This window comes from Moraxella osloensis (genome assembly GCF_001553955.1).
GTDB lineage: Bacteria > Pseudomonadota > Gammaproteobacteria > Pseudomonadales > Moraxellaceae > Faucicola > Faucicola osloensis.
Map to the genome: position 1 here is coordinate 1,742,821 of NZ_CP014234.1, position 12,852 is coordinate 1,755,672.

The window sequence follows — 12,852 nt, forward strand, 5'->3', positions numbered from 1 at the left end:
CAACCTATTTTGACAATCTAATAAAAAAGCCCTAGTTTTAGCTAGGGCTTTTGCTGAAAAACCTAATCAATTAGGCGGTTTCGTTGAACAGCTCACGACCAATCAGCATACGCCGTACTTCGCTAGTACCTGCGCCAATCTCATATAGCTTGGCATCACGCCAAATACGACCCAGTGGGTACTCGTTGGTATAGCCATTGCCGCCAAAGATTTGGATACCTTCTCCTGCCATCCAAGTGGCTTTTTCCGCTGTCCACAAAATCACGCTGGCGCAGTCTTTGCGTACTTGGCGCACATGGTCTGAGCCTAGCATATCTAAGTTTTTGCCCACGGTGTAAAGAAAGCTGCGCCCTGCCTGTAAAGTGGTATACATGTCCGCCACTTTACCTTGAATTAATTGAAATTCACCGATGGCTTGACCAAATTGCTTGCGGTCGTGGATGTAGGGAATGACGTTGTCCATCACCGCTTGCATCAGCCCGATGGGACCTGCGGCAAGTACCGCACGCTCGTAGTCCAAGCCACTCATCAATACTTTAACGCCGTTGTTAAGACCGCCCAAAATGTTGTCGCTTGGCACTTCGACATTGTCAAACACCATCTCGCCTGTGTGACTGCCGCGCATACCGAGTTTGTCGAGTTTTTGCGCGGTATAAAAGCCTTTCATGCCTTTTTCTACCAAAAACGCGGTGATGCCTTTTGCCCCAAGCTCTGGGTTGGTTTTGGCATACACTACCATCACATCGGCATCCGGTCCATTGGTAATCCACATTTTTGAGCCATTTAGTACATATACGCCACCTTTGTCTTCGGCGCGTAGTTTCATGCTGGTCACGTCTGATCCTGCACCGGGCTCACTCATGGCTAAGGCACCAATGAATTCACCGCTAATGAGTTTTGGCAAGTATTTTTGTTTTTGGGCGTCTGTACCGTTGCGTTTGATTTGGTTGATACATAAGTTGGAGTGTGCGCCATAGCTTAGCGCCACTGAGCCTGATGCGCGGCTGATTTCTTCCATGGCGACCATGTGCGCCACATAGCCCATGTCCACGCCGCCGTAAGTTTCGGGTACGGTGATACCGTGTAGCCCAAGCTCGCCCATTTTTTGCCACAAGTCCATTGGGAATTGGTCGGTGCGGTCAAGCTCGGCAGCGCGTGGGGCGATTTCGGCATCGGCAAAGGCTTTGACGGTTTCGCGTAGGGCGTTGATGTCATCGCCAAGTTGGTAATCGAGTCCTAGGTTCATAGTCATTCCTTGTTTATTAACTGACTGTTAAAGATTTACGTTTATTTAAAATCGCTGTTGCCACCTTTGAGCCATCTTGCCTGCCCAAAAACGCGCTGATTTTTTGTCCGACATCGACCAGTTTGTCGAGGTCAATGCCCGTTTCAATACCCATGCCATGTAGCAGATATACCACATCTTCGGTGGCAACACTGCCGGTTGCGCCTTTGGCATACGGACAGCCGCCAAGCCCTGCCACCGAGGTATCAAACTGCCATACCCCCATTTGTAATGCCGCTAAGGTATTGCTAAGAGCTTGACCATAGGTGTCATGAAAATGCCCAGAAATATTGTCAATATCAATATAACGCAAGGCAGCATCCAACGCTTTTTGCACCTTGATAGGCGTGCCCACGCCGATGGTGTCAGCAATGCCAATATGCTGAGCGCCAATGGCAACGAGTTTTTCTGTCACATAGGCGACTTTATCGGGTGAAATATCGCCTTCATACGGGCAGCCCACGGTACAAGAGATGACACCGCGCACCTTGATGCCATGCGCTTTAGCGGCGTCAGCCACGGGGGCAAAACGCTCGATACTCTCAGCGATGCTACAGTTGATATTTTTTTGGCTAAAGGCTTCACTCGCTGAGCCAAAAATCACCACTTCATAATTGGCAAATTGGTCACGGTGGGCAAGGGCGGCATCAAAGCCTTTCATATTAGGCGTGAGTACCGAATAGACCACGTCATCGCGTTTAACAATGCCATTTAATACGGTATCATTGTCCGCCATTTGTGGTACCCACTTTGGCGACACAAAACTGGTGGCTTCAAGCTTGCGCACCCCTGCATCAATCAAGCCATTAATCAACTCGATTTTGACGTCGCTTGGCACGGTTTGTTTTTCGTTTTGTAGTCCGTCTCTTGCGCCCACGTCGATGATTTTGACAAAATTTGGGTAATTCATGATTGGCTGCCCGTATCAAGTTTTAACAGTTCATCGCCATCGGATACCAAATCACCTGCTTTGAACAGTAACTCTGCCACCGTACCATCAGCCGGGGCATTGATGGTATGCTCAATTTTCATCGCTTCAATCACTGCCAAGGCTTGACCTTTTTTCACTTCATCGCCCACATTGACCCGAAACGCCACCACTTGACCTGGCATGGGCGATTTTAGGCTGCCGCCATCTTGGGCTTCCTCACCCACATGCGCCATGCTATCCACCAAGGTAATAGTATCGCTGGCATGATTTGAGAACACATATACTTGCTCATGTTGTCGCCATGCCTGCATCTGTTGGCGCTTACCGGCTGTTTCTCCGTCACTTAGCCATAGCGTAAAAGTATCATCGACAGTGGGCAAATAACGAACATCGCCTTGATAGATGGGCGTGACAACGTCCGCGCCTTGTTTTTCGGTTTTGGCAATGGTGTTAATCGTTAGATGAAATGCTTGTTCCTTGGCTTGCTCGTTAAGTTGGCTGATAACCGCACGCAATGGCTTATCGTGATACACCAACTCAAACGGACGCGCATACTGGCTATACGCGCGCCATGCGTCAGTTTTGCTAAATGGGTCGTGGTTTTGGGTTTGCGCTTCTTGGGCAAGCTCGTTGACAATCGCGGTGGCTACCAGCCAAGGTAGTTCACCACGCAGCTGACCAAACAGTACGTCTTTTTCACGTTCAATCAATGCGGTATCAAGATTGGCATGTTTGAACGAATCTGATTGCACCACGTGACGCAAAAACGCCACGTTGTTAGGCAGACCGACAATACGGGTTTCTGCCAAGGCTTGGTCTAGCTTGGCAAGCGCTTGCTCACGGGTTGGTGCATGGACGATGAGTTTGGCAATCATCGAGTCATAGTAAGGACTGATGACATCGCCTTCGCGTACACCATCATCTATACGCACATCTGACACCCTAAACTCGCTGTGAGTTGGCGTGCGGTAAACGTTTAGCGTACCTGTGGCGGGCAAGAAATTGTTGTCTGGGTTTTCAGCATTGATACGTGCTTCAATCGCATGACCGTTGATGGTCAAGTCTGCTTGTTGTTTTGGCAACGGCTCGCCGCTGGCAACACGCAGTTGCCACTCGACCAGGTCAGTACCGGTAATGGCTTCAGTGACGGGATGCTCAACTTGCAGGCGCGTGTTCATTTCCATAAAGTAGAAATTCATGCCGCCAAATTTATCTTCGGGCGAACACTCACGTTGCTCTACGATAAATTCAACCGTACCCGCCCCCACATAATTGACCGCTTTTGCCGCCGCGATCGCTGCCGCGCCCATCGCTTCACGCATTGCCACGCTGACACCGGGGGCAGGGGCTTCTTCGAGCACTTTTTGGTGGCGGCGCTGTACCGAACAATCACGCTCAAATAAATACACATAGTTGCCGTGGCTGTCGCCAAAGACTTGAATTTCAATATGACGCGGACGCAGGGCGTATTTTTCAATCAATACGCTATCATTGCCAAAGCTGCTAATGGCTTCACGTTGACATGAGCCCAAGGCGTCAATAAAGTCTTCGGTTTTTTCAACTAACCGCATGCCTTTGCCGCCACCACCAGAGCTGGCTTTGATTAGCACAGGGTAGCCAATTTTGTCGGCCTCGCTATGCAAAAACTCAGGGTCTTGGTTGGTGCCATGATACCCTGGAATGAGTGGTACATTGGCAGCTTCCATCAAGCGTTTGGACTCGGCTTTCAGACCCATGGCGGTGATGGCAGACGCAGGGGGACCGATAAACACCAAACCCGCATCCACGCACGCTTGGGCAAATTCGTCGTTTTCACTCAAAAACCCGTAGCCTGGGTGAATCGCTTGTGCGCCTGTCTGCTTGGCAGCCTCCAAAATGCGCTCCCAACGCAGGTAGCTGTCTTTGGGCGCAGAGCCGCCTATATAAACGGCTTCATCACACACGGCTACGTGCTTGGCAAAGCGGTCAGCATCTGAATATACCGCAACGGTACGCACGCCCAGTTTTTTGGCGGTGGCTGCCACGCGGCAAGCAATCTCACCACGGTTGGCTATTAAGATTTTTGAAAACATAATCGTCCCTTTTTATTTTTTCAACACCGCATCACCGCGGATCTAACTTGGTATTCTGATATAATTTAACTTATAAAACCTAGCTTTTTACCCCAGTCATTTGGGCTCAGTTATTTTAGCCCAGTTATTTTGGCTCAGTCATTCAAGCCAGCTTGGTTGACGTTTTTGCAAGAATGACTGTACGCCTTCTTTACCCTCGGCGGATGCACGAATATCGGCAATGCCTGCAACAGTATCTTTGATTAACTGCTCGTTAATCTCGGCATATGCCACATCTTGCACCAGTTTTTTACACACCTTGACAGCATTTGGGCTGGCGTTAACCAAGTGTTTGACCAAATTATCAAGGCTTTGTGTAAACTCTTCTTCATCCACTCGCTCATGGATAAAACCGATTTTTTTGGCTTCTTTGGCATCAAATACTTCAGCGGTTAAGAAGTACCGATGCGCGGCTCTTGCACCCATCGCACGAATCACATACGGGCTAATGGTCGCAGGAATCAAGCCAAGTTTGACTTCACTTAAGCAAAAATTGGCGTTTTTGACGCTAATGGCGATATCACAAGCCGCAACCAGACCCATACCACCGGCATACACATCGCCTTGAATGGCAGCGACGGTGGGTTTTGGGCAGTGATAGATGGTCGCTAGCATTTGCGCAAGCTTGCCAGCATCTGCCAAGTTTTCATCGTGGCTATAATCCGCCATCGCGCGCATCCAGTTTAGGTCTGCCCCGGCACAGAAGGCTTTGCCATTGGCAGTCAATACCACCGCACGCACCTCGTCTTGCTCAGCGCAAAATTGAAACACATCGGTCAGTTCTTGGATGACATCGTCATTAAAGGCATTGCGTTTGTCTGGGCGGTTGAGGGTAATGGTCGCTACGTGCTGGTCAATGTCTAACAGTAGGCTGTCATAAGTTGGTAATTTCATCGTGTTTTTCCTTTTTTTTGTTGGGTAATGTGGGAGTATTTTTGATGCTTGCTCAATTAAGATAGAACAAATAACCAAGACTTCCGATTTTACACGCTGAAAATTACATTCTAAATACACCAAAGGTGGTGTCTTCAATCGGTGCGTTGTAGGCCGCACTTAATCCGAGTGCCAATACTTGACGGGTATCGGCTGGGTCAATCACGCCATCATCCCACAGTCTAGCCGAGGCATAATACGGATGACCTTGCTCATCAAATTGCTGACGTACTGGCGCTTTGAACGCTTCTTCGTCCTCGCTTGACCAGTGCTCACCTTTAGCATGGTATTGGCTGCGTTTGACCGTTGCTAATACCGACGCGGCTTGCTCGCCACCCATCACCGAGATACGTGCATTAGGCCACATCCACAAGAAACGTGGACTATACGCACGACCACACATACCGTAGTTACCCGCGCCGAATGAGCCGCCGACAATCACGGTAAACTTCGGCACTTTGGCATTGGCAACTGCCATGACCATTTTGGCACCATGACGGGCAATCCCTTCATTTTCGTATTTGCGCCCCACCATAAAGCCTGTGATATTTTGCAGAAACACCAGCGGAATTTTACGTTTGCAGCATAGCTCGATAAAATGGGTGGCTTTTTGCGCTGATTCGCTAAATAAAATACCGTTGTTAGCGATAATACCCACTGGCATACCTTCAATATGGGCAAAACCACACACCAGCGTCGTGCCAAAGCGTGCTTTAAACTCATCAAACTCACTGCCATCGACAATGCGAGCGATAATTTCGCGGATATCAAAGGGCTTACGGGTGTCAGTTGGGATGATACCGTACAATTCTTTGGCGTCGTATTTGGGTGGACGCGGGGTTTTTTGCGCGGTAGCGTGGTGGATGGGTGTTTTTTGTTGGTTTAAATTACCGATGATGTTGCGCGCTAGTGATAACGCGTGTAAATCGTTCTGGGCAAGGTGGTCAACCACGCCTGACAGACGGGTATGCACATCGCCACCGCCTAAGTCTTCGGCGGTCACTTCTTCACCTGTGGCAGCTTTGACCAGCGGCGGACCACCCAAAAAAATCGTCCCTTGATCTTTGACGATAATCGACTCGTCACTCATGGCGGGCACATAGGCACCACCTGCAGTACAGCTACCCATGACAACGGCGATTTGGGGTATGCCTTCGGCGCTCATATTGGCTTGGTTAAAAAAGATACGACCAAAGTGGTCTTTATCTGGGAATACTTCATCTTGGTTGGGTAAGTTTGCGCCGCCAGAGTCCACCAAATAGATACATGGCAAGCGGTTTTCTCGCGCGATTTCTTGCGCCCGTAAATGTTTTTTGACCGTCATCGGGTAGTAAGTGCCGCCTTTGACGGTGGCATCGTTACACACAATCATACAGTCAATACCAGCGACACGACCAATGCCAGCAATCACCCCTGCGGCAGGGATATCGGCATCATACATGCCGTACGCTGCCATCGGTGAGACTTCTAAAAATGGCGTACCAGCATCTAGCAAGCGCTCGACACGTTCACGTGGCAATAGCTTACCCCGAGCCACATGTTTGGCGCGTGCAGACTTAGAGCCGCCCTGAGCAATGACCGCAAGTTTGGCTTTGAGGTCATCAACGATAGTTTGCATGGCAGCGGCATTGGCTTGAAACTCCGCGCCATTTGGGCTTAATTTACTTTGGATAACCGTCATTGTAAATCCTAATTCTGTCAAAGGGTGCAGCTAAATTGCTATCAGATGCCCCCTGTATTTATGTTAAGTTTTTGATGAAGTTGAAAATTTAGAGTCCCAATTCTTGTGTCATGGCTTCCACGATTTTGAACTTTTGAATTTTACCCGTGACGGTCATTGGGAACTCGTCGACAAACTTCATATAAGTCGGTACTTTATAGTGTGCGATGTGATCTTTACAAAAATCACGGATGTCTTGTTCGGTTAAGTTGCTGTCTTTTTTGGGGATAATCCAAGCGGCAAGGACTTCACCAAATTTCTTGTCGGGTACGCCCACGATTTGGACGTCACGGATTTTTGGGTGGCGATATAGGTAGTTTTCGATTTCAACAGGGTAAATGTTTTCACCACCGCGAATCACCATGTCTTTACTACGTCCGACGATTTTGACGTAGCCTTCTTCATCCATGGTTGCCAAGTCACCGGTATACATCCAGCCATCGACAATGGCTTCCGCCGTTTTATTGGTGTCATTCCAATAGCCGAGCATGATTGAGTAACCTTTGGTACACAGCTCACCTGTCTCACCGATGCCAAGCGTTTCACCTGTTTCTGGGTTGACGATTTTGACTTCTAGGTTAGGCTGTACCAGACCTACGGTTGAGACTTGTTTTTCAAGTGGCGTGTGCTGGTTGGTTTGACAGGATACCGGCGATGTTTCAGTCATGCCATAGGCAATGGTGACTTCTTTCATGTGCATTTGGTCAATCACGCGGCGCATGACCTCAATCGGACAACTTGAGCCTGCCATGATGCCGGTACGCAAAGTCGATAAGTCATAATTGGCAAAGTCTGGGTGGTCAAGCTCGGCGATAAACATGGTCGGTACCCCATGCAGACCTGTGCATTGTTCTTTTTGCACGGTTTCAAGTACGGTGATGGGGTCAAAGCCATCATTGGGATACACAATGGTGCCACCGTGGGTCAAGATAGCAAGGTTGCCCAGTACCATGCCAAAACAGTGGTAGAGCGGTACGGGGATACACAAACGGTCATCGGCAGTGAGGTTCATGGCTTCACCGATGAAATAACCGTTGTTTAAAATATTGCGGTGGGTAAGCGTCGCGCCTTTGGGCGTGCCTGTGGTGCCACTGGTAAATTGGATATTGATGGGGTTATTGGGGTTGAGCTTTTTGGCACGTTCCGCCACTGCCGGATCATCGGCATCGCCTTCAGCAATCCATGCTGAGAATTTTTGCATATAGCTAAAATCCTCAGTGGACTCTGGGCTATCAATCCAGATGACCCGTTTGAGATTGGGTAATTGCACGAGCTCTAAATTGTGGTAACTTTGGTGACGCGCTTCAGGGGCAAGCTCTTGAAGCATCACGGCATAGTCGCTAGATCTGAAGTGACGCATCAATACCAGCACTTGGCAGTCGACTTTGTTAATGGCGTATTCAAGCTCGAAGATACGATAAGCGGGGTTGATGTTGACCAGTATGATACCGGCTTTGGCAGTCGCCAATTGCATGATGACCCATTCAACATTGTTGTGTGACCAAATACCCACGCGATCACCTTTTTGCAGACCCATACGAATCATGCTGCTGGCTAGCTGATTGACTTTACGCTGTAGCTGGCGGTAGGTGAGACGAATGTTTTGATGAGCAGAAATTAAGGCGTCTTTATCGGGGTGTTGTTCCACCATCTGATCGAAAAAATCACCAATGGTCAATTCTATCAGTGGTGTGACCGGTCCTTTATCATAGCTTTGGGTGAGTGGGGCGTTGGCAGACTTCGCACCCATTACGATGCGTGGCAGGGTTAGCACGTCTTTGGTCATGGTAGCATCCTTACTATCGTGTCTTTTTATCGTGTTTTTTTAGCGTGTTTTTCTATCGTTTTTTTGGGGTGTTTACTAAAGGTATTGACGAAAGCTAGGGAAAACCTCGTGCTTACCTGAGTAAAAAATTTTACCCACTGATTAATACCCAAGTATTCCTTGACTTAAAGTATTGTTATAACACTTGTTTTAATGCATTTTTTTAAAATTTTTACCGTGTTTAACCATCAATATGTGACATATTAATCAATAAATTATGAACTTGTCAATCTAAAACGAGACAATCTTTATCGAAATAAAAATTATCTTTAGGCTAAAAAAATATTCAATAAATATTCCATAAATACTCAATGACACTTACTAGCGCTAACCTAGCCGATGATTTGGCTGACCATAAAAAAACCCATCTCACTATGTCTCACTATGAAAGATGGGTTCTATACTCAACAGGGAAAAATGGGATAAATTATTTTTCGCTATAGAGTTTGATGCCGGTAGCAAAGGGGCATTGTTTTAGGCGAGCGGCTTGTAGCATCGCATCACGTTGTCCCATAGCAATCGATAGATTATGACGGTTGCCGCCATTGATTGAGCCTAAACCGACACTCACGGTAGGATAAATACCATGGCGATTGCCCGATACACCAATCCCAATGCCTGAAGCCTGCAAACCGGTGCGCTGGTTGGCATTGGCATCAATGTATTGATTGACGCGCGTGTACTCATTGGCAAGCGCAACACAGTCATAGCTTTGGTAATTGTTGGCGGATACGTATTCAGGGGTAGGCGTGGTCATACACCCTGTCAAACCTGCCGTAGTGGCAGTCGCTAAAAGTATTGAGATAGCTAATTTTTTCATCATCCTACTCCCTTATCCTAATTGCTTTAGCCTTAAAATAGGTTGAGCGGTTTCACAAATGCCAACGTCAAAATACCCATATAGGCAATAAAAGCAATCAACATACCTATTTTGGCTTGATTGGGCGTAGTGGTCTGGCGCGTGGCTTTGACAGTCGCTGATATGGCAACAATGAGTAACACTATCTTGGCAATCAACCAATGCGGTACTATACCTGCGCCAAATAATGGCATCGCTGTCACCGCGCCTGTCAAAATCACCAAGGCATACATCACGTGGGCGCCGATTTTGGCAGATTTTGGCAAGCCTTGTCCTTTTGGTGCGGTAAATACCAACACAGCTTGCCACAAGAATAAGGCAATTAAAATCAATGCCATCAGCATATGTGCGTGTTTCATACATCAACCTTTTTTATCATAATATAGCGTAAATTAACGCAACGGGTCTGTGGGTTTAGCTTATTTTGACACTCTTTTTTATCATGTTACTTTTATCATGTTACCCTGCGTTTTGTCCCGCGCAATTGGGACTTTCGGGAGATTGCCCAATCGCTTGCCATTCTGCTTGTGTATAAGCATGAATTGAAAACGCGTGAATTTGCCCACCGCCTTGTGACAGTAACGCATGGATAAGTCCATACACCAACTGATGACGCTGTATCAAGCGTTTGCCTGCAAATGCCTCACTGACAATGGTCAGTTTAAAATGGGTTTCTTTGCCTTCAAAATAGCCAGCATGGCGCATCGACTCGTTTTCTAGCTGATAGACACTGGGCTGTAACGTTTGCAAACGCGCCGTCACGGCATCGGCAATCGGGGTAGCAAGTTGACTCATGTCGTCCTCGGTTCACTGATTTTATTCATCAAAAATGGGTAGCCAATGACAAACCTAATTGGTCACCACTTACCGCTTTTTAGCCATTTTAGCACAGTTTTAAGGTAGCCTAATCTATCAAATTGGTGCGACTGGCAAAAATAATCTTGTGTTAATACCGCTCAAATTTTCTCTATGTTTGATGACTCACTAGCTGCTATGATTCACTTAGACCAATATAGCAAGGATAAAATCCCGGCGGCAATTAACGGACCGACCGCCACCCCGCGAAACAATACCACCCCTGCTACTGTGCCAATCATCAGCCCAGTGACCACATTGGGGTCAACTTTCATTAAATTCACCCCTCTTGCGCCCAGCCAAGTCACCAGCAATCCCACGGCGATGGCCAATAATGAGCGCCAACTAGCAAAAGAGGTCATCAAGGCTTTGCTACTGACTTGCTCGGAGGCGATGGGCGCAATGACGGCAATGGTGAGCAGCAAAATACCCAAGTTGAGTCCATATTGCTGGATATAAGAAAAGATAGGTTGGTTGTGGGGTAAAAATTTGATGATAATCAGCGCAGTCGCACTGACCCAAATCGTGGGATTGTGCACAAAAACACCGCAGCCCAAAATGACGAACAAGACTAGCAAATTAATATCAAGCTGATTCATGAATTTACCCTATAACTTTGACCAAACGCTTATTATGCCACTGACAAAGCCACTGTGCTGTTGAGATAGTTAAAAAACTTCAATCAATTGTTTTTTTTGACAACTTGTTAGGCTTGCTAGATAAATTGATGGGTAGGTAAATTGTTGGGTAAATTGATGGACAATGGATAAGTGGATAAGTAACTTTTTAATCAACCCCATATTTTACCCACTAAATTTGCTCACTAAAAAAGCCAATATCAACTGAATATTGGCTTATAAAATACAAAGTTAAAATTAACGGTAACGGCTTTGTTGGTACAATGGCATCACACGTGGCAATAATGATTGAATGGTGGCGATACGTGTTGAGCTCACCGGGTGAGTACTTAAAAACTGAGGTGGCTCGCCGCGACCACTCGCACTCTGCATTTTACGCCATAGGCTAATTGCTGCATTAGGGTCGTAACCTGCCCGTGCCATCAACTCTAGCCCCATCAAATCAGCTTCCGTTTCTTGGGTACGGCTATGGGGACGTGAAATACCCAAATCCCCAGCTAAGCCTGCTAATTGTGTCTGACCTTGAGATAATCCTAAGACACTCGCGGCAATACCAATCCCTGTCTGGGTCGCCACCTCACGCGATAGACGCTCACGGGTATGCTCACGTAATGCATGCGCCATCTCATGACCCATAATGGCAGCAATCTCAGCATCGGTTAGACTCAAACGATCGATAATCCCTGAGTAAAAGACAATTTTACCGCCGGGGAATACGTGCGCATTAAGCTCATTACTTTTAATGACATGCACTTCCCACGGCCATTGTCTTGCATCGCTGCGATAGGCACCTGTCTGTGCAATCAAACGCTGAGAAATTTTCTGTAAACGTGCCAACTGTGCCGGATTGGTATCAAGCAGACCTTTGGCACGGGCAGCGGCAATTTCTTGTTGAAAAGCTTGATTAGAAAGTTGTTGCACTTGTTGGTCGGATACTACCAACAACTGATTACGGTCAACGCCAATCGCCCCCGTATCAGTAGTGGTTGAGCAACCGGTGGCACCTACTGCAATGACCGATGCCGCCAAACTTGACATCATGAGTTTTTTTGAAATTTTCATCTTATCGTTATCTCCAAATACAGCAAAAAGGACCAAGAAAGTAGGAAGATTAAACGCATTATAGCGAAGTCATTAAAAAACTATTTGCTGAGATTTGCAGTAATTGCGTAACGATAGATACGTAGTGTGTTTCAGAGTGTGATAAAACAAGCTAATAACTATGGATAGAAAGGAAAAAATTAATAGAGAATAGACAGATAAAAAAGCTACTTTGCAATAAAAAAATAGTTAAAATTAAAAAAACGTATTTTTTTAAATTTTTTTTACAAAAACGCTTGACGCGGTGTCAAAAATCCTTATAATACGCATCCACAACAACGCAACAAACATTCAAAATTGCTAGTTGACTACCTAATGCGGGAATAGCTCAGTTGGTAGAGCACGACCTTGCCAAGGTCGGGGTCGCGAGTTCGAATCTCGTTTCCCGCTCCAAATTCAAGAAAGCCTAACTTAATAGTTAGGCTTTTTTATTGTCTACAAATCCGCCAGTATCAAGGCTTTCAATCTTTGTGCCCCTTTTTTTACTAAAAATGCTTTGTTAATTTAACTAATCAATTTTTTGCAAATTTTTAGACCGTGACCAAAACGTGACCATTTTGTGACCACGCTTTTTTTACAAATTTTTAAACTGAC

Annotated in this window: 11 protein-coding genes and 1 tRNA gene; 1 reads left to right on the plus strand and 11 read right to left on the minus strand. The window is 46.7% G+C overall.

Translation table 11 applies throughout. The features are described from left to right. Window positions 1-70: 70 nt before the first annotated feature. From AXE82_RS07670 to AXE82_RS07720, 11 genes are all read right to left on the minus strand, one after another. Window positions 71-1,246 (minus strand): isovaleryl-CoA dehydrogenase, encoded by a 1,176-nt coding sequence (locus AXE82_RS07670; protein WP_062333259.1) that lies wholly within the window; start codon window positions 1,244-1,246, stop codon window positions 71-73. 16 nt (window positions 1,247-1,262) lie between these two features. Further along, window positions 1,263-2,195 carry a hydroxymethylglutaryl-CoA lyase gene (locus tag AXE82_RS07675; protein WP_062333262.1) on the minus strand — a complete coding sequence of 311 codons (933 nt, stop codon included), beginning with the start codon at window positions 2,193-2,195 and terminating at the stop codon, window positions 1,263-1,265. Then, window positions 2,192-4,288, minus strand: coding sequence for an acetyl/propionyl/methylcrotonyl-CoA carboxylase subunit alpha (locus tag AXE82_RS07680; RefSeq protein ID WP_062333264.1), 2,097 nt, complete (start codon window positions 4,286-4,288; stop codon window positions 2,192-2,194). The genes AXE82_RS07675 and AXE82_RS07680 overlap by 4 nt, the downstream gene beginning before the upstream one ends. Before the next feature lie 138 nt (window positions 4,289-4,426). Continuing rightward, complete coding sequence (locus tag AXE82_RS07685) at window positions 4,427-5,221, minus strand: enoyl-CoA hydratase/isomerase family protein (protein WP_062333267.1); 795 nt, start codon at window positions 5,219-5,221, stop codon at window positions 4,427-4,429. Between the two features lie 103 nt (window positions 5,222-5,324). Then, the gene (locus AXE82_RS07690; RefSeq protein ID WP_062333270.1) at window positions 5,325-6,941 is read right to left on the minus strand and encodes a carboxyl transferase domain-containing protein; all 1,617 of its coding nucleotides are present in this window, start codon (window positions 6,939-6,941) and stop codon (window positions 5,325-5,327) included. Between the two features lie 88 nt (window positions 6,942-7,029). Beyond that, window positions 7,030-8,766, minus strand: a complete 1,737-nt coding sequence (locus AXE82_RS07695) for an AMP-binding protein (RefSeq protein WP_062333273.1) — start codon at window positions 8,764-8,766, stop codon at window positions 7,030-7,032. Between the two features lie 466 nt (window positions 8,767-9,232). Further along, window positions 9,233-9,628: a hypothetical protein gene (locus AXE82_RS07700; RefSeq protein WP_051499432.1), complete on the minus strand. Its 396-nt coding sequence runs from the start codon at window positions 9,626-9,628 to the stop codon at window positions 9,233-9,235. Window positions 9,629-9,657: 29 nt separating this feature from the next. Further along, window positions 9,658-10,023, minus strand: coding sequence for a SirB2 family protein (locus tag AXE82_RS07705; protein ID WP_062333276.1), 366 nt, complete (start codon window positions 10,021-10,023; stop codon window positions 9,658-9,660). Between the two features lie 100 nt (window positions 10,024-10,123). Continuing rightward, window positions 10,124-10,459, minus strand: coding sequence for a BolA family protein (locus AXE82_RS07710; RefSeq protein WP_062333279.1), 336 nt, complete (start codon window positions 10,457-10,459; stop codon window positions 10,124-10,126). Window positions 10,460-10,662: 203 nt separating this feature from the next. After that, window positions 10,663-11,118, minus strand: a complete 456-nt coding sequence (locus tag AXE82_RS07715; RefSeq protein ID WP_062333282.1) for a DUF441 domain-containing protein — start codon at window positions 11,116-11,118, stop codon at window positions 10,663-10,665. Between the two features lie 276 nt (window positions 11,119-11,394). Beyond that, window positions 11,395-12,219 carry a M48 family metallopeptidase gene (locus tag AXE82_RS07720; protein WP_101964458.1) on the minus strand — a complete coding sequence of 275 codons (825 nt, stop codon included), beginning with the start codon at window positions 12,217-12,219 and terminating at the stop codon, window positions 11,395-11,397. 356 nt (window positions 12,220-12,575) lie between these two features. On the opposite strand from AXE82_RS07720, the gene AXE82_RS07725 reads away from it, so the two are divergent. Then, window positions 12,576-12,651 (plus strand) — tRNA-Gly (locus AXE82_RS07725). Window positions 12,652-12,852: the final 201 nt, after the last annotated feature.

Coding starts and splice junctions, on each gene's coding strand:
- AXE82_RS07705 (WP_062333276.1), bottom strand. CDS start 10,023: ATGAAACACGCACATATGCTGATGGCATTGATTTTAATTGCCTTATTC.
- AXE82_RS07700 (WP_051499432.1), bottom strand. CDS start 9,628: ATGATGAAAAAATTAGCTATCTCAATACTTTTAGCGACTGCCACTACG.
- AXE82_RS07680 (WP_062333264.1), bottom strand. CDS start 4,288: ATGTTTTCAAAAATCTTAATAGCCAACCGTGGTGAGATTGCTTGCCGC.
- AXE82_RS07720 (WP_101964458.1), bottom strand. CDS start 12,219: ATGAAAATTTCAAAAAAACTCATGATGTCAAGTTTGGCGGCATCGGTC.
- AXE82_RS07710 (WP_062333279.1), bottom strand. CDS start 10,459: ATGAGTCAACTTGCTACCCCGATTGCCGATGCCGTGACGGCGCGTTTG.
- AXE82_RS07675 (WP_062333262.1), bottom strand. CDS start 2,195: ATGAATTACCCAAATTTTGTCAAAATCATCGACGTGGGCGCAAGAGAC.
- AXE82_RS07690 (WP_062333270.1), bottom strand. CDS start 6,941: ATGACGGTTATCCAAAGTAAATTAAGCCCAAATGGCGCGGAGTTTCAA.
- AXE82_RS07670 (WP_062333259.1), bottom strand. CDS start 1,246: ATGAACCTAGGACTCGATTACCAACTTGGCGATGACATCAACGCCCTA.
- AXE82_RS07715 (WP_062333282.1), bottom strand. CDS start 11,118: ATGAATCAGCTTGATATTAATTTGCTAGTCTTGTTCGTCATTTTGGGC.
- AXE82_RS07685 (WP_062333267.1), bottom strand. CDS start 5,221: ATGAAATTACCAACTTATGACAGCCTACTGTTAGACATTGACCAGCAC.
- AXE82_RS07695 (WP_062333273.1), bottom strand. CDS start 8,766: ATGACCAAAGACGTGCTAACCCTGCCACGCATCGTAATGGGTGCGAAG.